At 53.7% G+C, this 23460-nt stretch carries 19 protein-coding genes, 1 tRNA gene and 1 riboswitch; of the genes, 13 read left to right on the top strand and 7 right to left on the bottom strand.

Going from position 1 to position 23460, the window contains the following annotated elements:
• Positions 1 to 39 precede the first annotated feature (39 nt).
• The 5 genes from ftsH to serA all read left to right on the top strand — a co-directional run bounded on the left by ftsH (position 40) and on the right by serA (position 7461).
• Entirely contained in the window at positions 40 to 1962 is a 1923-nt protein-coding gene (gene ftsH / locus JM93_RS17305; RefSeq protein WP_145346000.1) for an ATP-dependent zinc metalloprotease FtsH, read from the top strand.
• A 150-nt stretch (positions 1963 to 2112) separates the two neighbouring features.
• Positions 2113 to 3459, top strand: coding sequence for a phosphoglucosamine mutase (glmM, locus tag JM93_RS17300; RefSeq protein WP_145346276.1), 1347 nt, complete (start codon positions 2113 to 2115; stop codon positions 3457 to 3459).
• Between the two features lie 159 nt (positions 3460 to 3618).
• Entirely contained in the window at positions 3619 to 4497 is an 879-nt protein-coding gene (locus JM93_RS17295; RefSeq protein WP_208995267.1) for an outer membrane protein, read from the top strand.
• Positions 4498 to 4645: 148 nt separating this feature from the next.
• A complete protein-coding gene (locus JM93_RS17290) occupies positions 4646 to 5824 on the top strand; it encodes a phosphoserine transaminase (protein WP_145345998.1) in 1179 nt (392 codons plus the stop codon).
• 50 nt (positions 5825 to 5874) lie between these two features.
• Positions 5875 to 7461, top strand: coding sequence for a phosphoglycerate dehydrogenase (gene serA, locus JM93_RS17285; protein WP_145345996.1), 1587 nt, complete (start codon positions 5875 to 5877; stop codon positions 7459 to 7461).
• 33 nt (positions 7462 to 7494) lie between these two features.
• Here serA and JM93_RS17280 read toward each other — a convergent pair whose 3' ends face one another.
• Positions 7495 to 8385 carry a DMT family transporter gene (locus tag JM93_RS17280; protein WP_145345994.1) on the bottom strand — a complete coding sequence of 297 codons (891 nt, stop codon included), beginning with the start codon at positions 8383 to 8385 and terminating at the stop codon, positions 7495 to 7497.
• A 254-nt stretch (positions 8386 to 8639) separates the two neighbouring features.
• Here JM93_RS17280 and JM93_RS17275 point away from each other — a divergent pair, with 254 nt between their 5' ends.
• From JM93_RS17275 to JM93_RS17260, 4 genes are all read left to right on the top strand, one after another.
• The gene (locus JM93_RS17275) at positions 8640 to 9932 is read left to right on the top strand and encodes an adenylosuccinate synthase (protein WP_145345992.1); all 1293 of its coding nucleotides are present in this window, start codon (positions 8640 to 8642) and stop codon (positions 9930 to 9932) included.
• A gap of 243 nt (positions 9933 to 10175) precedes the next feature.
• Positions 10176 to 11942 carry a hypothetical protein gene (locus JM93_RS17270; RefSeq protein ID WP_145345990.1) on the top strand — a complete coding sequence of 589 codons (1767 nt, stop codon included), beginning with the start codon at positions 10176 to 10178 and terminating at the stop codon, positions 11940 to 11942.
• A gap of 73 nt (positions 11943 to 12015) precedes the next feature.
• Positions 12016 to 12118, top strand: a riboswitch (TPP riboswitch).
• A 226-nt stretch (positions 12119 to 12344) separates the two neighbouring features.
• Positions 12345 to 12998 carry an ABC transporter permease gene (locus tag JM93_RS17265; protein WP_145346272.1) on the top strand — a complete coding sequence of 218 codons (654 nt, stop codon included), beginning with the start codon at positions 12345 to 12347 and terminating at the stop codon, positions 12996 to 12998.
• Between the two features lie 28 nt (positions 12999 to 13026).
• Positions 13027 to 13974 (top strand): ABC transporter substrate-binding protein, encoded by a 948-nt coding sequence (locus JM93_RS17260; RefSeq protein ID WP_145345988.1) that lies wholly within the window; start codon positions 13027 to 13029, stop codon positions 13972 to 13974.
• Positions 13975 to 14014: 40 nt separating this feature from the next.
• Here JM93_RS17260 and JM93_RS17255 read toward each other — a convergent pair whose 3' ends face one another.
• From JM93_RS17255 to JM93_RS17245, 3 genes are all read right to left on the bottom strand, one after another.
• On the bottom strand, positions 14015 to 16237 hold the full coding sequence (locus JM93_RS17255; RefSeq protein WP_145345987.1) for a CHASE2 domain-containing protein: 2223 nt from the start codon (positions 16235 to 16237) through the stop codon (positions 14015 to 14017).
• Positions 16238 to 16366: 129 nt separating this feature from the next.
• Positions 16367 to 17254 (bottom strand): RNA polymerase sigma factor RpoH, encoded by an 888-nt coding sequence (gene rpoH, locus JM93_RS17250; RefSeq protein ID WP_145345985.1) that lies wholly within the window; start codon positions 17252 to 17254, stop codon positions 16367 to 16369.
• A gap of 186 nt (positions 17255 to 17440) precedes the next feature.
• Positions 17441 to 18466 (bottom strand): RluA family pseudouridine synthase, encoded by a 1026-nt coding sequence (locus JM93_RS17245; protein ID WP_145345982.1) that lies wholly within the window; start codon positions 18464 to 18466, stop codon positions 17441 to 17443.
• Between JM93_RS17245 and JM93_RS17240 the strand changes: the two genes are divergently transcribed.
• Entirely contained in the window at positions 18465 to 18818 is a 354-nt protein-coding gene (locus tag JM93_RS17240; protein ID WP_145345980.1) for a hypothetical protein, read from the top strand. The genes JM93_RS17245 and JM93_RS17240 overlap by 2 nt on opposite strands.
• Before the next feature lie 128 nt (positions 18819 to 18946).
• Positions 18947 to 19022, top strand: a tRNA-Glu gene (locus tag JM93_RS17235).
• A gap of 14 nt (positions 19023 to 19036) precedes the next feature.
• On the opposite strand, the gene JM93_RS17230 is transcribed toward JM93_RS17235, so the two are convergent.
• From JM93_RS17230 to JM93_RS17220, 3 genes are all read right to left on the bottom strand, one after another.
• Positions 19037 to 19825 carry a DeoR/GlpR family DNA-binding transcription regulator gene (locus JM93_RS17230; RefSeq protein WP_145345978.1) on the bottom strand — a complete coding sequence of 263 codons (789 nt, stop codon included), beginning with the start codon at positions 19823 to 19825 and terminating at the stop codon, positions 19037 to 19039.
• A gap of 52 nt (positions 19826 to 19877) precedes the next feature.
• Positions 19878 to 21236: a hypothetical protein gene (locus JM93_RS17225; protein ID WP_145345976.1), complete on the bottom strand. Its 1359-nt coding sequence runs from the start codon at positions 21234 to 21236 to the stop codon at positions 19878 to 19880.
• A 119-nt stretch (positions 21237 to 21355) separates the two neighbouring features.
• Complete coding sequence (locus JM93_RS17220; protein ID WP_145345974.1) at positions 21356 to 21973, bottom strand: DUF1134 domain-containing protein; 618 nt, start codon at positions 21971 to 21973, stop codon at positions 21356 to 21358.
• A gap of 128 nt (positions 21974 to 22101) precedes the next feature.
• Between JM93_RS17220 and JM93_RS17215 the strand changes: the two genes are divergently transcribed.
• Positions 22102 to 22587 (top strand): YHS domain-containing (seleno)protein, encoded by a 486-nt coding sequence (locus tag JM93_RS17215; RefSeq protein WP_208995266.1) that lies wholly within the window; start codon positions 22102 to 22104, stop codon positions 22585 to 22587.
• A gap of 99 nt (positions 22588 to 22686) precedes the next feature.
• Positions 22687 to 23328, top strand: a complete 642-nt coding sequence (gene chpT, locus JM93_RS17210) for a histidine phosphotransferase ChpT (RefSeq protein ID WP_145345972.1) — start codon at positions 22687 to 22689, stop codon at positions 23326 to 23328.
• The last annotated feature ends 132 nt before the right edge of the window (positions 23329 to 23460 follow it).

The raw sequence follows: 23460 nt of genomic DNA, 5'->3' as shown, positions 1-23460 counted from the left end.
AACCCCGCACCACGCGTGTATCGCGGTCAAGGGATCGAAATGAACGCACATTTTCGAAATTTCGCACTTTGGGTAATCATCGCTCTGCTTTTGATTGCCCTCTTTCAACTGTTCCAAAATCCGGCACAGCGTAACGCTGCAAACGAAGTACCGTTTTCGCAGTTTTTGAGCCAAGTTGAGCGCGGAGAGGTTGCAGACGTTACCATTCAGGAGCAAAAGATCTCCGGGCACTATAATAGTGGTGGCCCCTTCCAGACATATGCGCCTGACAACGCTCAATATATCGAGCAGCTGCAGGCACAAGGTGTCCTGATCAATGCCCGTCCGCCGGCTGAGAGCTCCCCGCTTCTCGGTGCGTTGTTCTCCTGGCTGCCGATGCTTATCATTCTCGGCATCTGGATATTCGTGATGCGGCAAATGCAAGGGTCGGGCGGAAAAGCGATGGGTTTTGGAAAATCCAAAGCGAAGTTGCTGACCGAAGCACACGGCCGTGTGACATTTGAAGATGTTGCAGGCATCGATGAAGCGAAGGAAGATCTGCAAGAAATTGTCGAGTTTCTTCGCGACCCGCAAAAGTTTCAGCGCCTTGGTGGCCGCATCCCGCGCGGTGTACTGCTCGTCGGGCCCCCGGGCACCGGTAAGACGTTGACTGCTCGAGCGGTAGCAGGAGAGGCGAACGTCCCGTTTTTCACGATCTCAGGATCCGACTTCGTTGAAATGTTTGTCGGTGTTGGGGCGAGCCGCGTTCGCGACATGTTCGAACAGGCGAAGAAAAATGCCCCCTGCATCATTTTCATTGACGAAATCGACGCGGTTGGACGCCATCGTGGAGCCGGACTTGGCGGTGGCAATGATGAGCGTGAACAGACCTTGAACCAGTTGCTTGTGGAAATGGATGGTTTTGAGCCGAATGAAGGCATCATCATCATCGCTGCAACCAACCGTCCAGACGTTCTTGATCCCGCGCTCCTTCGCCCCGGCCGCTTCGACCGTCAAATCGTCGTTCCGAATCCAGATGTCACCGGTCGCGAAAAGATTCTCAAGGTCCATATGCGTAAGGTTCCTCTTGCACCAGACGTCGATGTTCGGACCCTGGCCAGAGGGACTCCGGGCTTTTCCGGGGCCGACCTGATGAACCTCGTTAACGAAGCTGCTCTCCTCGCCGCTCGTCGGTCCAAGCGCCTTGTGACGATGGCCGAATTTGAGGACGCCAAAGACAAGGTTATGATGGGCGCGGAGCGCCGTACGTTGGTCATGACTGAAGAAGAGAAAAAGCTGACGGCGTATCATGAGGCCGGTCACGCACTCGTTGCTCTTCATCAGGAGGCTTCTGATCCAATTCACAAGGCGACTATCATCCCGCGCGGTCGTGCGCTTGGTATGGTAATGCGCTTGCCAGAGAAGGATCAGGTGTCCCTGACACGCGCAAAATGCAAGGCAGATCTTGCTGTAGCGATGGGCGGCAGGGTTGCCGAGGAAATGATATTTGGCTATGAAAAAGTCACGTCAGGTGCCTCCGGAGACATCCAGATGGCCACTAAGCTGGCGCGTGCTATGGCCACACAGTTCGGCATGTCCGACAAACTCGGACCACTCCTGTACGGCGAAAACCAAGAGGAAGTGTTCCTCGGTCACTCGGTTGCAAAAAACCAGCATGTCTCCGATGAAACTCAGAAAATCGTGGATGCTGAAATCAAGTCTTTCGTAAATCAGGGCTACGAAACTGCTAACCGTATCTTGAGCGAACACGAAGACGAACTTCACACGATTGCAAAGGGCCTTCTGGAATATGAGACCCTTTCAGGTGATGAAATCAAGGATTTGTTGAACGGCAAGCCGCCTGTTCGCGATACGGATGACGATCAGCCTGTCGGTCGTGCGTCAGCTGTACCGAAAGCAGGCGTAAAGCGCGGCGGCGACGAGCCGAGTGGTGGCGGGCTTGAGCCTCAGCCGCAAGCCTGATTGAAAGTTACAAATCTTGCGCGAGCGCCCGGTGGTTTTCCACCGGGCGTTTGTTGTTTGTGGGTGGTAACACTTGATCACACTTTTTGACCCAAAAGCTGCCGGTTTCCGGTTAGAAGACTCAAGGACAGATTTTAAGGGCATTTGAGACTGATGCGAAAACTCTTCGGAACCGATGGTATCCGCGGCCGTGCAAACGTGCATCCTATGACCGCAGAAACGGCTCTTAAGGTCGGAATGGCGGCAGGACTGGCCTTCAAGAATGGTGGCCATAGGCACAGAGTTGTCATCGGAAAAGACACGCGGCTCTCGGGCTATATGATTGAAAACGCCCTGGTCGCTGGCTTTACGTCGGTTGGGATGGACGTGTTTTTGCTTGGACCGATGCCGACACCTTCAGTCGCCATGTTGACGAGATCGCTTCGAGCCGACTTGGGGGTCATGATTTCTGCATCTCACAACCCATTCGAAGACAACGGCATCAAATTCTTTGGTCCGGATGGTTTCAAGCTTAGCGATGAAATCGAAAACGCAATCGCAGAGCTGGTCGACCAAGACATGAGCGGGCATTTGTCCAGCAGCCGGGATCTGGGGCGGGCCAAGCGCATTGATGGTGCCCAGCAAAGGTACATTGAATTTGCCAAGCGCACATTGCCGCGTGAGATGAGTCTTGAGGGTCTGCGGGTGGTGATCGATTGCGCGAACGGTGCGGCCTATCGTGTCGCTCCCGAGGCTCTTTGGGAGCTTGGTGCAGATGTCTTTTCGATCAGTGTCACACCGGACGGGTTTAACATCAATAAGGAGTGTGGTTCGACTTCTACGCAAGCTCTTTCCAGGAAAGTGCATGAAGTCCGCGCTGATATCGGCATCGCTTTGGACGGCGACGCAGACCGGGTTATTATCGTTGACGAGAACGGTTCAGTGATCGATGGCGATCAGCTAATGGCCGTTGTTGCCCAGTCATGGCAGGCAAGCAACAGGTTGTCTGCACCGGGCATAGTTGCAACTGTCATGTCAAATTTGGGCTTAGAGCGCTATTTGGACGGCCTGGGCCTCAACCTTGTGCGAACTAAGGTCGGGGATCGCTACGTGGTCGAGCAGATGCGCGCTGGCGGTTTCAATGTAGGCGGCGAACAGTCGGGGCACATAGTTATGTCGGACTTCACGACAACCGGTGACGGCTTGATCGCTGCCTTGCAAGTCATGGCCTGTATCAAGGATCTGGACCGACCGGTGTCTGAAGTATGCCGCCGTTTCGACCCAGTTCCGCAGATCTTGAAGAACGTACGATATGCTGGCGGCGAGCCTCTTGCACAGGATGAGGTTAAATCCGCGATCCATGACGGTGAGATGAGACTCGGGAATGCGGGTCGGTTGGTCATCCGGGCGTCCGGGACAGAACCATTGATCCGCGTTATGGCAGAAGGTGACGATGCCGATCTTGTCAATCAAGTTGTAAATGATATTGCCGAGGTTGTTGCAAGGTCCGCCGCCTAGTGAACGATAAACAGCGCAGTAGAACATAAAAAGCACCTCTCACTGAGGTGTTTTTTTAATGAATGCTTAATTCGTGCGCGTGTTGTTAGTCTTTCCTTAAGGTAAAAAAATGCGGTTAAGAATTAGGGTTAAGTCGTCCTTAAGATATTGGGCTCAGTATTGATCCTCGAAAGCAATGCGAACCGCTACCCGAGTGTGCGGACGTTTCCAAAAGAGGACGAGGACATGGGCATGTTTTTAAAGCGATTGTCTTTGGCCGGCGTCGCCGTTGTCATCTCGACTGCGGTTCAAGCCGCCGACCTACCAACCCCAGTGATCGAATATACACCCGAGGTTCCAGCCGCAGGCGGTTGGTACCTACGCGGCGACATCGGTTACAAGCTTTATCAAGATCCTTCGGGCAGCTTCAACGACCCGTTGATCGGTGACCTCCGATACGAGCGTGAAAGCCTCGATGACGCATGGATGTTTGGAGTCGGCGTCGGCTACCAAGTGAATGATTATTTCCGTACCGACTTGACGCTTGACTACGAAACAAAAGCAACCGCAACCGGATACGCCCCATGCGTTGGCTGCGCCACCGCAGGGCAGTTTTCCAGAGAGACAGCAGATATAGACGTCTGGACAGTTATGCTGAACGGCTATGTTGACATTGGCACATGGCATAGAATTACGCCCTATGTCGGCGCCGGTATCGGTGCTGCGTATGTTAATGCCAGCAGCAAAAACTCCGTCAACCCGGATGGCTCGACGGCAAGTTACGAAGGCGACAATGGCCAATGGAATTTCGCTTGGGCTCTTATGGCGGGAGCTGAATATGCATTTACGCCGAATTGGAGCCTGGATGCGGGATACCGCTATAAGGATCTTGGCGAAGCGAAAACCGTTCGACTTGACAACGTGGGTACCGGCGGAACTCGCGAGAAGTGGGAAGACCTTGTAGCCCATGAATTCCGTCTTGGTATGCGGTACACCTTCAACGGTGGAACCGCGGCGCCTGCCTATTATCCTGCTCAACCGATCACCAGCAATTTTTGATAGCTAATCGGTGATTTGCGACAGGCCGGCATCTCGCCGGCCTTTATTCTTTGTGGAAAGGATTTGACCAATCCGGGCTTCGGATCTATCCAGATAGACGGGACACCCCTCCCCAACGAGGGGCACCTATCTGTGAGGATAGATCAAGATGGTAGAATTCGCTCCGAAGCCGGACCTGCGTCCGGCTAATCCGCATTTTTCATCGGGGCCGTGCTCAAAACGGCCTGGCTGGTCACTGGACCAACTGTCCGACGCACCTGTTGGACGTTCCCATCGCGCAAAAGTTGGCAAGTCTAAGCTGGCAGAGGCGATCAATCTTACCCGTGATGTTCTCGGCGTGCCGGCAGATTACCGCATTGGGATTGTGCCGGCATCAGACACAGGCGCCGTTGAAATGGCGATGTGGTCAATGCTTGGTGCTCGCGCTGTGGACATGCTCGCGTGGGAGAGTTTCGGCGCTGGCTGGGTGACCGACGTTGTCAAACAACTCAATCTGGATGACGCTCGGGTTATCGAAGCCCCTTATGGCGCGTTGCCTGACCTGGCGAGCGTCGATTTTTCGCGTGATGTTGTCTTTACTTGGAATGGGACGACGTCCGGCGTGCGTGTGCCGGATGCGGATTGGATCCCGGCCAATCGGGAAGGCCTAACAATTTGCGACGCAACTTCAGCAGCGTTTGCTCTGGACCTGGATTTTAAGAAACTCGATGTCGTGACCTTCTCCTGGCAGAAGGTATTGGGTGGCGAAGCAGCCCATGGTGTTTTGATTTTGAGTCCGCGGGCGGTCGAGCGCTTGGAGACGTATACGCCGCCTTGGCCGCTGCCGAAAATTTTCCGGCTCACCAAAGGCGGATCTCTCATTGAAGGTATCTTCAAAGGGGAAACGATCAACACACCTTCGATGTTATGTGTAGAAGACTATTTGGATGCCCTTAAATGGGCCGGCCAGATTGGTGGTCTCAAGGGGCTGATGGCGCGCGCGAATGCAAATCTCAATGCGATTGAATCTTGGGTATCGCAACGGGATTGGGTAGGGTTTCTTGCAAAGGATCCTACGATCCGGTCAAACACGTCGGTTTGCTTGACGATCACTGACCCCCGCGTCACCGTTTTGGCGGAATCTGCTCAAGCTGCGTTTGCAAAATCGATCGTCTCTCGACTTGATTCTGAGGGCGTTGCCTTTGATATCGGCTCCTACCGGGACGCCCCTGCGGGTCTGCGCATTTGGTGTGGAGCAACGGTTGAGACGACAGACGTTAAAGCCTTGTTGCCTTGGCTGGACTGGGCATTTGAACAAGAAATCGCTGCTTTGAGCGCCGCAGCCTAGCACGTTGTTGCAGCGATAGCGGTTCATAGTCAATTTGCCAGGAGATTTTCATGGCTCCAAAAGTCTTAATCTCGGATAAGCTGTCAGAAGCCGCGGTCAATACGTTCAAGGACCGCGGTATAGATGTCGATTTTCAGTCAAACCTCGGAAAAGACAAAGAGGCACTACTGGCTGCTATTGGTCACTACGATGGGCTTGCGATCAGATCGACGACAAAGGTCACTGAAAAGGTCATTGCCGCTGCGGATCGGCTGCGCGTGATAGGACGTGCCGGGATAGGTGTCGACAATGTCGACATAGCCAATGCGACCGAACGCGGTATAATCGTAATGAATACCCCCTTCGGGAATGCCATTACCACTGCTGAACATGCGCTCGCGATGATGTTTTCTGTTGCCCGGCAAATACCCGCCGCAGATGCCTCTACCCAGGCGGGAAAGTGGGAGAAGTCCCGGTTTATGGGTACGGAAGTCACCGGAAAAACATTGGGTTTGGTAGGCTGTGGGAACATCGGCTCCATCGTCGCCGACCGAGCGCTCGGCCTTCGCATGAAAGTGATTGCTTTTGATCCATTTTTGACACCTGAACGTGCAAAGGCGCTTGGGGTCGAAAAGGTGGAACTCGAGCAGCTTTTGCCGAGGGCCGACTTTATCACACTCCACACCCCGCTGACCGATAAGACTCGAAACATCATTGATGCCGATGCCTTGTCAAAGATGAAACGCGGCGCCTTTTTGATCAATTGTGCTCGCGGTGGGCTGGCCGATGAAACAGCCGTTCGCGCAGCTCTTGACAGCGGTACTCTTGGTGGGGCTGCGTTCGATGTCTTCGTAGATGAACCGACGAAAGACAATGTGTTGTTTGGTGGCCTCAATTTCGTGTCGACTCCCCATCTTGGGGCATCAACCAAAGAAGCGCAGGAAAACGTTGCGCTTCAGGTTGCTGAGCAGATGTGCGACTACCTTTTGAACGGAGCTGTTACAAATGCCTTGAATATGCCGTCCATTTCTGCGGACGAAGCCCCCAAGCTTACACCTTACGTCAAATTGGCTGAACAGCTCGGGTCTTTTGCCGGTCAACTCACTGAGACTGCTATCGAAGGCATACGCCTGGAATATGCAGGAGTGGTTGCAGAAATGAATACGAACGCATTGACAGCCGCGGCTTTGACAGGACTGCTCACACCGCTTCTGCAAACAGTTAACATGGTCTCGGCCCCCAGCCTTGCAAAAAACCGCGGTATCGAAGTGGAAGAAATCAAACGCGCCCAAAAAGGAGCGTATGAAACTTACATTCGATTGACTGTGCTTACCGAACGTCAAGAACGGTCGGTGGCCGGTACGGTGTTTGCCGACGGCAAACCACGTATTATTCAGGTCAAGGGCATCAACATGGAAGCCGAACTTGGCCCGCATATGCTCTACATCACAAACGAAGACAAGCCTGGCTTCATTGGGCATTTGGGCACGGAGCTGGGTAACCACGAGGTCAATATCGCAACGTTTAACCTCGGACGCATGACGGCGGGTGGCGACGCCATATGTCTCGTTGAAATTGATGAACCTGTGTCTCGGGAGGTGATGGATCGGTTGGCTGCGGTTTCGCATGTCAAGCAGGTTAAATCGCTGGCGTTCTAAATACCTCATACGTCGATGACGCATTCGGTGTCGTTATCTGGACCGGATGCGCTTTAGTACCCGCCCGTCGAGCACAAGAAGTCCTGCCAGGAGCAACCCCAAGCCACCTGCTTCATGTGCCGATATGGTTTGCCCGAGCAACAGGAAACCGAACAGGATCGCAGTTGCCGGAACGAACAATGTGACCAGAGATGCATTCGTTGCGCCCGCGTCGGAGAGAAGCCGAAAATAGAGCAAATAGGCAAACGCTGTTGCGCCGACTCCAAGCGCCGTCGCACTGAGCCATGCTTCCGCTGAGACTTCGGCGGGTGACCAGCCATCGAGCGAAATGACTGCAAGTGGCAGTATTAGTATCGTTGATCCGCTCAATTGCCCAGTTGCCGACACCAACGGCGGAATACATTTAAAACGCTTGGCAAAGGTCGCAGCGAGCGCATAGGACACGGCTGCCCCAAGGCACGCAAACTGTGCCCACAAGGGCGCCTGATCAAAGCCTCCAAGACTTGCTGAAAGCATCAGGATAACACCGGAAAACCCCAGTAGAACCCCGGCAATGCGATTTAGCCGCACCTCTTCTTGATGAAATGCCACCGAGGCAAAAAGAAATGTGAAAATCGGGGTAGTTGCGTTGAGAATGGCTGCCAATCCAGCAGACAAAGCTGTTTGCCCCCAAAACAACAGAGAAAACGGGATGGCATTGTTCAGCAGTCCCATAAATAAAAATGAGGCCGCAAGCGAAATGTTCCTGGGAAAGATGTGCCCCGTCGCGCGCATCACAACATTAAGGACAAGACAGGCTAAAGACACGCGTAGAAACACAAGAACAAGAGGAGGGATTTCGGCCACCGCAATTTTTGCAAACAGAACCGATCCGCCCCAAACGGCGCCCAACAGGGCTAGTTGCATCCAATTGCGAGCATTCATTATCAAAACAATCCATATCTAGTTTGTAGATGCGGAGATTAGATACTTGGCAACAACTGGAAACCCGGTTTGCGAGCGTTGAGGTTTTCTCTCATGACTTTCTGCTATGGACGGCGCATAAAAACCCTCTGCCAGGGCTCGCAAGTTGGGAGGCGAGTCGTTATATTCCGCGCGTTTGCCCCGGGTGGAAGGCCCGGGGCTTGATGTGTTTGCGCTCCGGTACTGTCCGGGGCTGCTTCTAAAGGGTGTTCTTTATGGCAAATGTTGTGGTCGTCGGGTCCCAATGGGGAGACGAGGGAAAAGGCAAGATCGTCGATTGGCTCTCCGAACAAGCTGACGTGATTGTCCGGTTCCAAGGCGGACACAATGCAGGCCACACCCTCGTCATTGACGGCGTTTCGTACAAGCTGTCTCTGCTTCCATCGGGTGTCGCTCGACCGGGTAAACTGTCAGTCATTGGGAACGGGGTTGTTCTCGATCCGCATGCGCTCGTTGAGGAAGTAACACGTCTTGCAGAGCAGAACGTTGTGGTAACGCCTGATAGCTTGCGCGTTGCAGAAAACGCCACTCTGATTTTGTCGCTGCACCGCGAGCTTGACGCTCTTCGCGAAAGCTCGAACACGGGTACAAGGATCGGGACGACAAAGCGTGGTATCGGACCCGCATACGAAGACAAGGTTGGGCGCCGGGCGATTCGTCTGATGGACCTGAAGAATCTGACTACACTTCCCGGCAAGATCGACCGTATGCTGGTGCATCACAACGCGTTGCGTCGGGGTCTGGGCCAAGACGAGATTTCAGCCCAGGCGATCTACGACGAACTTGCAAGCGTCGCAGACAAGGTTCTGCCCTTCGTCGATACGGTCTGGAAGCTGCTCGATGATCAGCGCCGCGAAGGCAAACGAATCTTGTTTGAAGGCGCCCAAGGCGCACTGCTTGATATCGATCATGGGACTTATCCCTTCGTAACGTCGTCCAACACGGTTGCCGGTCAGGCCGCAACCGGTTGCGGTCTTGGACCAGGATCGATTGACTATGTGTTGGGCATTACTAAAGCTTATACGACCCGGGTTGGCGAGGGACCGTTCCCAACTGAGCAAAATAACGATGTTGGCGAATTTCTTGGCACCCGTGGCCACGAGTTCGGTACCGTGACTGGCCGCCGTCGGCGATGCGGCTGGTTTGATGCTGTCCTAGTGCGTCAAACAGTCTCGACCTCGGGAATCAACGGTATTGCACTCACAAAACTCGATGTTTTGGATGGATTGGAAGAAATCAAGATCTGTGTTGGCTACGAACTCGATGGCACCCGCATCGACTACTTGCCCGCATCCCAAGGGGCTCAAGAGCGTGTAGTTCCGGTCTATGAAACCCTGCCTGGCTGGAAAGAATCCACAGAAGGTGCGAGATCTTGGGCAGAACTACCCGCACAGGCCGTAAAATATGTTCGTCACGTGGAGGAGCTGATTGGTGCGCCAGTTGCTTTGTTGTCAACCAGCCCCGAGCGGGACGATACGATCCTTGTACAAAACCCCTTCCAGGATTGAGTCTGCCGCGCATTGGTCCAAAATAAACAGAACGATAAGATTTTCTTCGTGATTCGGATCGCCGGCTCCTGTAACGGATAGGCGTGTAACCTATCTGGTAACAAGGGCCGTTGATGCGAAGCCAATGAGAGATGCGTAGGTTTCGCCAATTGGATCAAAACGCGTGCCTATATCAGCGCATACCGATTTCGGTGGGAACTTTCAGGTGGCAACACTTTCGGCAAACAGCCGACGGACAGGACGATGGCTGATTACTATTCGATTTTGAAGAAGACAATTACAGCGCTTCCGGAAAACAACGGAGCGGCGCGCCGAGGTGTTTACAGCCGTGCGCGGACTGCAATTGTAAATCAGCTGAAAGCATATGAACCACCGCTCTCTCCGAGTGAGATAACTGCTGAGCAGCTCCGTCTTGAAGAAGCAATCCGTAAGGTTGAGGCTGAGGCCGCGCGCGCCGCTTTGGGGCTAGACCCCGTAGCTAAAGCAACTGCCCCTGCTACTGCGAACGGTCAACAAGCTTCGCAAACCACTGAAATAGCATCTTCCAATCCGGCCGTGACACCGGAAACGGCAGACACAACTGCTAAAAAGTCAGATGAAAAGCCGGCTGAGGGGGGGGAGCCTACTGTTGCACCGCCTGCAGTCAACCCACTGCCAACCAGTGAAACAAGCACGCCATCGCCCCTTAAGGAGACGGTAGAGAAGGCCGAAAAGCTCGGACAAGCCTCGCATCAAGCGGTTGTTTCCAGCAAACAGGATTTCGAAGAACAGCCTGTAGATATTGGGCCTAGCGAAAGACAGGAGCCGGTCGTCGGCTCCGTATATTCCGAATTTGACGAAACAGACCAAGCTTTCGAAAAGCACGATCAGTCCTACGACGAACCGACCTTGGCTGCTCCGGCAGCAGGGAACGGCGCAACTTCAAAACGAAAACGTTATTCGTCCAGAGGAGCTAAATCTGCTTCGGACGCTCTGACCGGTGGTGGCGGCCGGTCAGCAACGTCCATGTTGCTGATGGCCGTTCTTGTGCTGATTGGATTTAGCATCATCGGTGTTGTTTATTCCCAACGCGACATGATTGCGGGATTGTTCGCCGGGAGCGAGAATGAAGTCGCTTCGGTCACACCCGGGGAAAGTGCGCCTGCTGAACCAGAGCAGGTGGACGTATCGCAACCAGAGACAGTAAACGGTTCGGCGAAGAACAACGACCGCTTGCTCGACGCAGATGGTGAGCCGGCTGCAGCCCCTGATGCCCGCAGCGTCACGACGACCCTTATCACTCCACAAGACATTGAAACCTTAACCGGGCAATCAAGTCCTGGTGCGGAGCAAATCGAGGCTCCTTCAGAAACGCCGGCAGTTTCCGCCGAAGAAGATCGGGTGCCGCAACAACCCGAAACAGATGTCGCCGCGCTTCCGGGCAACCCCGATGACTTGTCTGGGGCGACAGACACGCCTGCCATCATTGGTACGCAGAGAGCCATTCTCTATGAGGAGGGCGAGGAAGCCAACGGTTCTGGAACAGCGTCCAACGGCAACGTGGTGTGGTCACTCGAAAAGGAAACCGACGTTCAAGGACGGGAACAGCAGGTGCTGAGCGCTGCCGTAAGCATCCCAGAGAGAAGTCTTTCTGCAAACATCCGGATAAAGCCGAACGACGACAGTTCTTTGCCTGCAAGCCATCTTGTTGAAATTAAATACGAGTTTCCGGAGGAATTCTCCTCTGGCGATGTCGTGAACGTTCCGGGTCTGGTCATGAAGCCAACGGAAGAGGCTCGGGGAGATGCTCTCCTAGGGGCGTCCGTTAAAGTCTCGCCAGGCTACTTTTGGATTGCTTTGTCTAGCCTCTCCAGCGAACGGGAACGCAATATGGGGTTGCTGAGTGATCGGGGCTGGATCGATATCCCCATGCTGTTCGATACCGGAAAGCGCGGAATCCTCACGATCGAAAAAGGGGACAGCGGAAAACAGGTGGTCGATCAGGCTGTTGCTGCCTGGCAAGCCGGATAGGCGTTCTGAAGACCCGCAAGTTTCGTGCCCTAATGTTTTCCTTGCTTAATCTGCTTCGCCGGGGCATTGTCTGCGGCGGTCCGAGGGGTGTTCCGTTTTGGAACTGAGATGGCCTAGCCGAACCCTTAGAACCTGATCCGGGTCATGCCGGCGAAGGGACGGAATCCTTAGCCTTTCCCGGATCTCCATGTGCGAATGCGGCCATCGGTAGGTGGCCTGCCGGGGAGATCCATTGTGTCTGATACGAGCGAAACATCGCATAGCAGTGCTGCTACAGCATCGCCGCTATGGATTTCGGCTTTGTTAGAGATTGTCAAACGAGCTGGCAAACTGACAGCTGGCATAGCCATTGCCTTGGTCTCGTGGGAAGCGCTCGTCCGATTCTTTAACCTTCCGCCTTTTATGCTTCCCGGACCAATACGGGTAGCCGAAGCCTTTCAGAAACAGGCCGGTTTTCTGCTTTATCACGCGTCGATTACGGCCTCGGAGACGCTGCTCGGCTTTGTTCTTGGAGTGCTCGCAGGCTCGCTTTTGGCGGTTACCATGTGGCTTTATCCAATGGTGCGGCAGGGTTTGATGCCTGTGATTTTGGTAACCCAGTCACTCCCGGTCTTTGCAATTGCCCCCATTCTTGTTCTCTGGCTGGGTTTTGGGCTCGCTTCCAAAGTCGTCATGGCTGTTCTGGTTATTTTCTTTGCTGTCACGTCTACCTTTTTTGATGGTTTGCGGCGTGCAGATGAAGGTTTGGCCGACCTTGCCCGCCTGTACCGCCTGTCGCGCTGGAAAGAACTTTATTACTTCCGCATTCCAGCCGGTCTTCCTGCACTTGCATCAGGCATTCGCATCGCAGCGGTTTTTGCGCCGATTGGCGCAATCGTCGGAGAATGGGTGGGGGCAAAGGGTGGCTTGGCATTCATCATGCTGCAAAGCAACGCCCGGATGCAGACTGATGTGATGTTCGCTGCGCTGATCCTGTTGGCGATCATGGTGCTGCTTCTGCGCTTTGTCGTCGATCACCTCACTCGTTTTCTTGTTCCATGGCAGGTTGAAGACTGAGCCTGCTCAATTCCCCAAGGAGGATTTGATGAAAAAACGCTTTTTGAGCGTCGTGGCCGCGGGCCTTTTGGCTGTTGGAGTTTCAACATCGGTCCAAGCCGCTGAGAAGCTGACAGTTCTGTTGGATTGGTTCACCAACCCAGATCATGCACCCCTAGTTATCGCCAAAAGCAATGGTTTTTTTGAAGCGGAAGGTCTCGAGGTCGAGTTGATCGAGCCGGCCGATCCGGCGATGCCGCCCAAGCTCGTTGCCGCTGGACAAGGTGATATTGCCGTATCGTATCAACCGACCTTGCATGCGCAGATCAACGAAGGCTTACCGGTCGCATGGATCGGAACTTTGGTGGAAACTCCGTTAAATTCGTTGATTGTTCTAGAGGACGGCCCGATCCAAAAATTGGAGGATCTGAAAGGCAAGAAGATTGGCTATTCGGTCTCGGGTTTCGAAGATGCCATGCTTGGGCAAATGCTGAAGTCAGTCGGCCTGACCGTCAACGATGTTGAATTGATCAATGTCAACTTTGCACTTTCACCTTCACTTATGTCAGGGCAAGTCGACGCTGTTATTGGGGCTTACCGGAATTTCGAGCTCACCCAAATCGAGATCGAAGGGAAGACGGGTAAAGCTTTCTTCCCCGAAGAAAACGGCGTACCGATCTTTGATGAACTCATCTACGTGGTGCATCAGGACAAGACTGCTGATCCGCGCTTTTCTAAGTTCCTGGCGGCAATCGAAGCGGCGACAGTTTATCTAACAAATCATCCTGAAAAGGCCTGGAACGCCTTTGTCGAGGCTTACCCAAATTTGAACGATGAGCTCAACAGCCGCGCTTGGGTCGATACGCTGCCGCGTTTTGCAAAGCGCCCTGCAGCGCTTGATGAGGGCCGGTACCAGCGCTTTGCCGAATTTATGCACGCGAACGATCTTATCGACGAAGTGGTTCCGGTCGAAACATACGCTGCCGAAATACGTTAAGGCTGTCATTGAAGAGACAATGCCGCTTCGAGCGGCATTGTTACGCGCGAGTTACCGCGTTTTGCGCTTCACTTCTGAGCGCGTTCAAACGTTCTTCAAAACGACTGTAGAACGCGGCAAGCTTTTTTGGCGCGCTGCTGCGGCAAGAAGCCAAGTGGGTGGCTGCTTCAATCAGATCAGCGTCTTCAATTGCGGCCACCAACTTGCTATGATGATTTTGCAGCTCTACAAATACGGGCGAATTCGCGTGGGTCTCGTCACCGGCCAGGACAAACAATTTAACCGGTCTGGATTTGCCTTTGAGCGCAATTTCGCCGGCTTCCAAGTAAGCAAAATCAGGTGCGGCAATCCGGGTGTCCTCTGACACCAGAAGGTCTGCTCCCACAGCCTTACAGCTGGATTCAATTCGTGAGGCAACATTGACCGCATCGCCAATAACTGAATAGTTGAACCTCTTGTCGGAGCCCATATTGCCGACACAGGCCCCCCCGGAATTGAGCCCGATGCCGATTTGGACTTTCTGTGTTTTCATTTTACGCCTTTGAAAGCCAAAAGCGTCATGTTTATTCAATGCATCAACAACCTCCAGCATGCGAAGCCCCGCTCGGCAGGCGTGCTCGGCATGGCGCTCGATTGTCAGCGGAGCGTTCCAGAATGCCATGATGCTATCGCCAATATATTTGTCGATTGTGCCATCCTCCTCCTGAATAGCGTCTGAAAGAGGTGACAGGAGGGTGTTCAAAAAGCTGACCAACTCTGTTGGAGTCAACTGTTCGGAAATTGGTGTGAAGCCTCTGATATCCATGAATAAAATGGTCATGTCGCGCATCTCCCCTCCGAGGCTCAACTGTTCGGGAGACCGTTCAAGCTGTGCCACCAGATGCGGCGACAAGTATTGCCCAAATGCCTGGCGCACGAACCGCTTTTCGCGTTCAGTGAAAAAATAGACCAAAGCTGTGGAGGCTGCGAATACGAAAAACGATGCCAGGCTCGGATAGATTGGGTCGATCAGCAACCCATAGCGATAGAAGGCGAAAACCGAACCGCCAACAAGAATTGCGGCGACAGCGGCGCCCAGCAGGGCTGTTCCGATTCCGCCGAAAACCGGCAAGGCAAGGATCATCAAAATGCCTGCAGTAAGGGTTGCCAAGACCTCAGCGCCATCGGCCCAGTCCGGGCGTGTGATGAAGTTTCCGGACAGGATTTGCTCGATAGCCTGGGCATGGATTGATACCCCGGGCACGGCTTCGCCCAGTGGTGTGGCCCGGATGTCTTGTAGTCCGGTTGCAGATGACCCCACAAATACGATGTGCCCATCCACAAGTGGAGCGATGTTTGTGTGAAGAGCCGGGTCTAGAACATCAGCGGCGGAAATGTAGCGGTCCGGCCGGTCATGACTGAAGTGAACCCACAGTTCACCCCGGCGTGTCGTTGGAACTGGAAAGGCTCCGATTTTGATGTCGGTAACAGCATGAGTGTGGCCAGAGACCTCGCCACTGGCCTCGGTCGATCTCACCAACAATCCGCTGGCTCCTTGAGCTACACGCAAAGCCTCCGAGGCAAGGCTTGGATAGAGCTGGGTTCCGTCGGAGAACACCAGTGGTACCCGCCTGACAATGCCGCCAGTATCGCTTCTGGCCAAAGATAAGCCCCCAATACCGCTGGCCGCCCTATCAAGGTCGGGAAGGTTCGTAAGGGCAGATTGAAACGCGGCCAGGAACTCTGCTGGATCCTGACCTCCGAATGCAAACCCGGCTTTGAGGGGAGGGCGTACTTCGCTTTTCTCTGGCAGCAGAGCAAAACCGAGGACAACAGGTGCATTTTTTAGCGTGTCAGCAAAAGCTACGTCGTGATCTGGCAGCTCTGCCAGAGCATCTGCCAATTGATCGCCCATCGTTCCACGAAGAGAGTCCGATATGTTCGCGGGAGATGTTCGGTCCGGTTCGCTAAAGACGATATCGTATGCGATGACTGCGGCGCCGAAATCCGCCAAGGTATTGGTAAGATCCGCCAGCTTGGTTCGGGGCCATGGCCACTGGCCTAGTGCTTGAATTGAAACTTCGTCGATGTCGACAATCCGCACAGGCTGCGGAACATACTCTCTCGGTTCAAGGCGCTGGTATGCGTCGAAGGTGAATTCGCGCACAGCTGTCAGGACATCCGGGTTTGTAGCTCGAATTAATGTCGCCAATGCCAGAATGGCAATGCCAGTGAGGCCAACGAGAACGCGTTTGTTCAAGAAGCGTCTAACGACAGAACGCATTCTTCCGACCCTCTTTCACACTTTTGCATCCTAGGCTTCGCCTGCTTGAACGGCAAGATGGAACAGGGTGGCGGTCGGCATTAAAAAGGCGGCCAGAAGGCCGCCTCGTAATTTGAACCGCTACATTTCTTATGCGTGTGCAGGCGCTTCAAGTGCTCTTGCGCTGTTGCGGACGGCTTTTTGTACCTTTTCGAACGCGCGCACTTCTATTTGCCGAACACGCTCCCGGCTGACGCCAAATTCGCCAGAAAGATCCTCCAGCGTCATCGGATCCTCTGATAAGCGGCGGGCCTCAAAGATGCGTCGCTCGCGCTCATTAAGAACATCCATTGCGTCGCTTAGCAACTTCCGGCGATGGTCAAGTTCTTCCTGGTTGGCGAGCATGGTTTCCTGGCTGTCGCCTTCATCAACGAGCCAGTCCTGCCATTCTCCGGCATCCGCTTCTGCGCGAACCGGTGCATTGAGGCTGGCATCGCCACCCAAGCGCCGATTCATGGACACAACCTCGTCTTCGCTGACGCCAAGGCGGGTCGCGATCTCTGCAACTTGGTCCGGCCTGAGATCGCCTTCGTCAAGAGCCTGGATTTTGCCCTTAAGGCGTCGCAGATTGAAGAACAGACGCTTTTGGTTTGCGGTGGTGCCCATTTTTACTAGCGACCACGACCGCAAAATGTACTCTTGTATTGCGGCTTTGATCCACCACATGGCGTAGGTCGCTAGGCGGAAGCCTTTATCCGGCTCGAATCTCTTGACTGCTTGCATCAGCCCAACATTGCCCTCTGAAACAACTTCAGAAATCGGCAATCCGTAGCCTCGATAGCCCATGGCAATTTTCGCCACGAGGCGCAGGTGTGAGTTGACAAGCCTTTCGGCAGCTTCCGGATCCTCGTGCTCCTTGTACCGCTTCGCGAGCATATACTCTTCCTGCGGCTGCAGCATCGGAAACTTCCGAATTTCGTCGAGGTAGCGGCTTAATCCGCCTTCCCCGGCTGTGAGCATAGGTATGTTCTGGGCCATGATATGCGCCCCCTTTCTCCCGAAACAGCGTTCCTTCTCGTTTCAAATGTGACCTGCTTCGATGTCGACAGACAGGCTTCAGATTCAGAAGCAAACGCTTGATGTCCGGCGTCCTGAGCGGCACGCCAACTTGAATAATATAAGATGGATTTAGGCAATTGCATGATCGAAAGTTGGAATGACATTCTAAAATTTTTGTAATGCGTGTAAAAGTTCTGAAAAATCAGCAGGATATGGACTTGTAAATCGCATGGTCTCGCCGCTCAACGGGTGTTCGAAGGCTAGCAGGCCAGCGTGCAGTGCTTGCCTGTTAAACCGGCTGACAATGCTTTTAAGTGGCTGCTCCAGCCGATTGATTTTAGTTTTGAAGCCTGACCCGTAGTCTTTGTCGCCAATCAGGGGGTAACCCGCATACGCCATATGCACACGGATTTGATGCGTACGCCCGGTTTCCAGACGGCACTCAATCAGGCTGGCAAGCGGTTCGTCTTCTGGGTTTCCAAACCGATCCTTAATTTTCCAATGAGTGACTGCATGACGGCCCGCAGCTTTAACAACGGTAATTTTTTGTCTGTTGGCGTGTGAGCGCGCTAGATTTGCATCGATTGTCCCTTTCAAACTTGAAGGCGCGCCCCAGACGAGTGCCGAATACGCCCGTTCCAGTGGTCCTGAACGCCCGTGATCTGCAAACTGTGCGGACAGCCCTTGGTGAGCACGGTCTGTCTTGGCGACAACCAGCAAACCACTTGTATCTTTGTCGATGCGGTGGACGATCCCCGGACGCTTTACGCCCCCAATTCCGGACAAGCTGCTACCGCAATGATGAATCAGCGCGTTCACAAGCGTACCAGTCCAATTACCGGCACCTGGATGTACAACCAAACCGGCTGGTTTATCAATAACAATCAATTCGTCGTCTTCAAAGACGACCGCCAGCGGAATGTTTTCTCCCTGTGGCTCGGGATCCTCGGCTTCTGGCAGCTGAAGTTCGATACAGTCGCCTTCGTTGACCCTATGCTTGGGCTCAATTATCTTCCGGCTTCCGACGGTCACCTCGCCAGCCTTGATTAGCGTTTGAACGCGATTTCTGCTCATGGTGTCCAGCTGGCCAGCCAAAACGGCATCTAGCCGTTTTCCGTTGTCCTCATCAGAAACTGTGTAAGCAAAGTCCGCCCCTAATTCATGCGGATCATAAGGAGTTATTTTTGTCATGTCGCAGCCGGATTATAATGATGAAGGACGCGAAGACCCGCCGCTTGATCCTGCTACACAACGCATACAGATGAAATTGCGCCGGCTGTTGCTTGGGTCGTCTCTAATCATGTTTATCGGATTCATCGCCGTATTCGCAGCAATCTTTTACAAGATCAATAGCTCGAACGATGATCGCGTTGTTGAATTTCCGACCGAGATCGATCTGGGCCGCGGTGGCCAGGTGATACAGTTTGGTGCGGATAGCGGCGTGCTATTCTTCGTTGTGACAGGCCCGCTTGGTGGGGAAGTGTTGGCTCGTGTAGATGCGGAAACTGGAGTAATACTGTCCCGGACAAGCTTAGGCCAGTAATTTGAGTTGTCCTAAAGCCGCAGGTTATCAACAGGCTAAGAGGCAATGCGCGCTCGGTAGGGCTTGAACTCCTCAGGGCACCGCCGTATATGCAGCGCCCTTAGCTGAACAAAAGAGTTCAGCGCCGCGCGCCCATCGTCTAGCGGTCTAGGACGCCGCCCTTTCACGGCGGAAACACGGGTTCGAGTCCCGTTGGGCGTGCCACTTATTCAGCCAAATTAAACTGCTTGGTCCACCGCTGTGCGGTCGACGCCGGTTTCAATCAGCGTAACGTCTTCATTCGCTGCAATCTGCCTAATGGTGTCAGATGGGCAGTTGTCTGTGACGAAGGTGGTCACCTGAGAGAGGTGGCCAACGCGCACCGGTGCTGTTCTTTCAAACTTGGTACTGTCCGCGGCAAGAATGACATGACGGGCATTTTCCATGATTGTTTGAGTGACACGGACTTCCCGGTAGTCATAATCCAGCAAAGAGCCATCCGGGTCGATTGCGGAAGCGCCGACAATCGCAAAATCGACCTTGAATTGGCGCATAAAGTCGACTGCAGCTTCACCGACAATCCCGCCGTCGGCATGCCGTAAAACACCGCCGGCAACCACAACCTCAATTTGGCTGTACCCACGAACCAGACTGGCGACATTAAGGTTGTTGGTGATCACCATCAATCCACGGTGCTGTAGCAATGACTGAGCGACCGCTTCAGTCGTTGTGCCGATGTTGATGAACATTGACGCATTGTCCGGAATCAATGTTGCAACGCTTGTACCAATATCTGCTTTTTCTTTGCTAGATATGATCCTGCGCGCTTCGTAGCCTACGTTTTCAATGCCTGATGAAAGCAATGCGCCACCGTGTGTTCGGGCTAGAAGGCGACGTTCACATAGTTCGTTCAAGTCTTTCCGGATCGTTTGGGGACTCACATCAAACCGCCTTGAAAGGTCGTCTACGCTTACCCGGCCGTTTTGGCGCGCGATTTCAAGGATAGCATTGTGTCGAGCAATCAGCATTGGGCACTCATTTCACTACGCGGCCTGCTGATACCGAATCCGCAACGGGATCTCAGGCAACATCTCTTTTTTTGTCTTTTGAGCGGGCGGACTTCGATTTTGTGGTGGTGGGCGACGTTTCGATTTTCTTCAGGCCGTTGCTGCTGTCGTCATCTCGGACTGACGTCGCTGGCGTCTTTTGTGAGGCAACAATTTTCTTCATGAGAGCACGGGCCGGCGACAGTTTTTCTTTCGGCATTCCAGTGTGTGATGTATCTGCCTGCGGCTTTTCCCCTTTCGAACGCCGGTGCGTCTTTGTGGGAGACTGTGTTGGCTTTTTCTTCTTGGTCGGGTTCGATTTGTCCGATGTTGTAGCGGTTGGCGCCACATCGTTTTCAACAGGTGATTTGATTGTTGCTCCCGTTTCCCCTTGAGGTTTGCTGGTGTCGCGCTTTTTACTAAATTGTTTGGTGAGTGAGCGAAGGTCCGACCGCAGGCTTGAGAGTTCCGGTGCCATTTCTAGGTCTTTTCGCAAACGGGCAATTTGTGCGCGGGCGCGCCCTAGCATTCGGTCTTTGTTGGACAGCTGAGCCTTCAAATTGGACGCTTCTGCATCGGCAGCCTTCAGATTGGTCCGTAGTTGGGCGGCGGCGGCGGTCCGGTCGAGCCCTGTCGTATCCAGCTGCACCAAAAGCCGGGCAACCTCAGCCTGGGCCGCGATATATTTTGTCTCAGCTTCAATGAGCTCGCTTTCCAAGGTCACGACCACATCTTTCAATGCGGCGGCATCTGCCTCCAGAGGTACGACAGAAGTCTCTGCACTGCCCGCCTCATAGGCAGCCAGCTTGGTCTTGAGTTGGGCCACCTCAGATTCAAGTGCCGCTACAGCAGCAAGCTCCATTGTTGCGGCAGTCGGTGCAAGGCTGTCATCTCCTTCTGAGCCGTGAAAAAGAACCGGCTGACCGGCCTGTTTTCGCTCTTCCAACTTAAGGTGGGCTTTTTCCAGAAGCTCCTCTGTTTTTTCGAGTTTTGATTTGGTTCTCTTGAGATCGCGTCGGTAGGTCTGTGCTGCCGAGCCGGCTTTTTCCGCGAGGTCCGCTTCAAGTTCTTGGCGCAGAGAACTCAGTTCCATTGCATGCCCGGCTCTCATCCGCACGATTTCAGATTTCAGGCGGGCCGTTTCCAGTCTGTGGCTGGCGGTCTCCTCGCGTTGCGCCTGTAGGGCTTGCTCAACCTTGTTCAGGCTGATCGCATTTCGAGCTCTTTCGGCATCCTGAGCGGCCTGGACTTCAGCATATGTGCTGGGATTGACCGCGTTCATGGCCTCTTTCGTCAGCCTTACTGCACGTTTGTAAAGTGCGGGCGCCACTGCGAAACCAAGAAGGCTCGCAGCTAGAAAACCCAGCGCAACGTACATCGCAGCTTCGATCAAAAGCGTCTCCCATTCCGGTCCGCGCCAGTACCTTCTACAAATAAAGGAGGGTTTAAATGAGTCCAACCCCGCCGATGCGCTAATTGTGATGCGATTTTGACTGACGTTCTTGCCCTACGTCAAAACGGGTTCCAGGTTGGGCGGTCGGTGAATTTCAGGTATCCGAGATTAACACCGAGCCGGGCGCCAACGCCTGCGCGAACCGGGACGACATAAACGTCATAATATTTGAGGACGGTCATGCCGACACCACCGACAAGATAGGCGGATCCATTGACGCCAAGGTAGCGCTCATAAATGTCATCAACACGCGGCAGGTTGTAGACCAGCATCATTACGCGCGCGCCATCTGCGCCAAAATCCCACCCAACGGACGGCCCTTGCCAGAACACTTTATGAGTCCCCGCGTTTCGGGTAAAAAGCTCACCTTCTCCATAGCGTGCACCGGCAACAAAAGCTCCGGACCCTTCTTCACCGAGAATATAGCCATTCGGCTTGCCATACTGGCTGAACGCCCGCTCCACCACGGATGCCAATCCGCCGCTAACAGAGCCGAAAAACTGGTGTCCGGTCTGCAGGATCTCATCTTGTTCGTAAGTCTGCGGAGGCGGAACGCGCTCGCTGTCCGCCTGTGCCTTGGCTGCATGTGGAAGAAACAGCGCTGCGGCAAGCGAGAGAATTACGCCTTTTAGCAGGAATAGCCAACTGGTCCGTTTGAAGACATGTGACGGGTTCATGAAGTATTCCATCCTTGGAATGGGGCATCAATTCGCGGACAGTGCCGCTGTTGTCTGCGCAACTGGTGTTATGGTTCCTAGACCGAGCCCGAATCGCTCTTAACTCTAATCGAATCACGAAGCGCGCCATGATGCAAAGCTGTTTCAAGAAATGGACAAGGTTATGGCCATTGGTGTTCACGACAGCTCTTCTGGGTGTCATCAGCACCGCAGGCGCACGGCCAACGATTTTCGTGCCCGACCCGATCGCGGGTTATGCGATCGGGGGGCACGACCCGGTTGCCTATTTTGTCGATCACAAGCCTCGTAAAGGTATGAGCCAGTTCGAGTTTAGTTGGGGAGGCGCAGATTGGGTGTTTGTCAATCAGGGGAATTTGGCGGCCTTTAAACAAGCGCCCGAAGTTTATGCACCCCTTTATGCGGGCTGCGGCGGATATGCATTGAGCGAAGGCTACGCAACTGCTGGAAACCCATTCATTTTCGCGCTTGTGGAAGATCGCCTCGTCTTCTTCCACTCGGTGGTAAACCGGTTTCTGTTTCTCGCGAATTACGAGCAGCATCTGGAACGCGCTGACGAAAATGCGCCCAAAACCGGTTGTATCCCGTCTAAATGAGGTAGCCTCATCTTGGCAGCTCGATTTGTGGTGTGTATCCCTTGATTGATCGATTTCGAATCAATCTCGATTGAATGTGAACACAATTCGCGGGTCGTCATGTCCGAACTCAAAGAGATTACATCCCTAGATCTGGCCGCACTTGTTGCTAGCCGTGTCTGCCATGACATCATCAGCCCTGTGGGAGCCATTACCAACGGGCTTGAAGTGCTTGACGAAGAAGGTTCGGAGGACATGCGCGAATTTGCCATGGACCTAATTCGGAAAAGCGCGCGCCAGGCGTCGGCCAAACTCCAATTCGCGAGGCTTGCATTTGGTGCGGCTGGCTCGGCAGGCGCCGAAATTGATCTGGGCGATGCTCAAGTCGTTGCGACAGGCTTCATGGAAAATGAGAAATCCGATCTGGATTGGAAACTTGCTCGGCACTTAATGCCAAAAAATTTCGTCAAGCTATTGCTCAATCTGATCCTGATCGCAAACCAATGTGTCCCGCGGGGCGGGACGATCCTTGTCGAGATGGAAGGTGATCCAAAGTTGCCGTCCTTCACGGTCAAAGCGTCTGGCGTCAATCCGCGTATTCCCCTTGGCATGAAAGAAACGCTATCAGGTGAAGAGCCAGAGCGTGTCGACGCTCATTCTGTCCAGCCGATATACACGCTTTTGCTCGCCCGGGAATCCGATATGAAGCTGGCTATCGACAAGGACGAAGAGACTGTTTTAATTACTGCTTCTCCTGTTTGACGCAATACCGGACAAAACAATTCGGTTGTTTCAGCGTATCTTAACTGTTTAGGCTCAACCTAAATCCCATGGACATCCCGGTCCAGCCGTCCGTTTCGGACGCGGAACCAGTAATCAGTCGGGTGAGAGCAG

It is taken from the genome of Roseibium hamelinense, from assembly GCF_007830545.1.
Taxonomy (GTDB): Bacteria; Pseudomonadota; Alphaproteobacteria; order Rhizobiales; family Stappiaceae; genus Roseibium; species Roseibium hamelinense.
Note: the sequence above shows the minus strand (reverse complement) of the source record. Positions and strands in the feature narration are given on the sequence as shown.

What these genes read in the sequence shown, in the direction of transcription:
- serA (WP_145345996.1), top strand. Translation starts at nt 5,875, where the DNA reads ATGGCTCCAAAAGTCTTAATCTCGGATAAGCTGTCAGAAGCCGCGGTC.
- JM93_RS17270 (WP_145345990.1), top strand. Translation starts at nt 10,176, where the DNA reads ATGGCTGATTACTATTCGATTTTGAAGAAGACAATTACAGCGCTTCCG.
- JM93_RS17275 (WP_145345992.1), top strand. Translation starts at nt 8,640, where the DNA reads ATGGCAAATGTTGTGGTCGTCGGGTCCCAATGGGGAGACGAGGGAAAA.
- ftsH (WP_145346000.1), top strand. Translation starts at nt 40, where the DNA reads ATGAACGCACATTTTCGAAATTTCGCACTTTGGGTAATCATCGCTCTG.
- JM93_RS17280 (WP_145345994.1), bottom strand. Translation starts at nt 8,385, where the DNA reads ATGAATGCTCGCAATTGGATGCAACTAGCCCTGTTGGGCGCCGTTTGG.
- JM93_RS17265 (WP_145346272.1), top strand. Translation starts at nt 12,345, where the DNA reads ATGCTTCCCGGACCAATACGGGTAGCCGAAGCCTTTCAGAAACAGGCC.
- JM93_RS17240 (WP_145345980.1), top strand. Translation starts at nt 18,465, where the DNA reads ATGTCGCAGCCGGATTATAATGATGAAGGACGCGAAGACCCGCCGCTT.
- JM93_RS17220 (WP_145345974.1), bottom strand. Translation starts at nt 21,973, where the DNA reads ATGAACCCGTCACATGTCTTCAAACGGACCAGTTGGCTATTCCTGCTA.
- chpT (WP_145345972.1), top strand. Translation starts at nt 22,687, where the DNA reads ATGTCCGAACTCAAAGAGATTACATCCCTAGATCTGGCCGCACTTGTT.
- JM93_RS17255 (WP_145345987.1), bottom strand. Translation starts at nt 16,237, where the DNA reads ATGCGTTCTGTCGTTAGACGCTTCTTGAACAAACGCGTTCTCGTTGGC.
- rpoH (WP_145345985.1), bottom strand. Translation starts at nt 17,254, where the DNA reads ATGGCCCAGAACATACCTATGCTCACAGCCGGGGAAGGCGGATTAAGC.
- JM93_RS17215 (WP_208995266.1), top strand. Translation starts at nt 22,102, where the DNA reads ATGATGCAAAGCTGTTTCAAGAAATGGACAAGGTTATGGCCATTGGTG.
- JM93_RS17245 (WP_145345982.1), bottom strand. Translation starts at nt 18,466, where the DNA reads ATGACAAAAATAACTCCTTATGATCCGCATGAATTAGGGGCGGACTTT.
- JM93_RS17290 (WP_145345998.1), top strand. Translation starts at nt 4,646, where the DNA reads ATGGTAGAATTCGCTCCGAAGCCGGACCTGCGTCCGGCTAATCCGCAT.
- JM93_RS17260 (WP_145345988.1), top strand. Translation starts at nt 13,027, where the DNA reads ATGAAAAAACGCTTTTTGAGCGTCGTGGCCGCGGGCCTTTTGGCTGTT.
- JM93_RS17230 (WP_145345978.1), bottom strand. Translation starts at nt 19,825, where the DNA reads ATGCTGATTGCTCGACACAATGCTATCCTTGAAATCGCGCGCCAAAAC.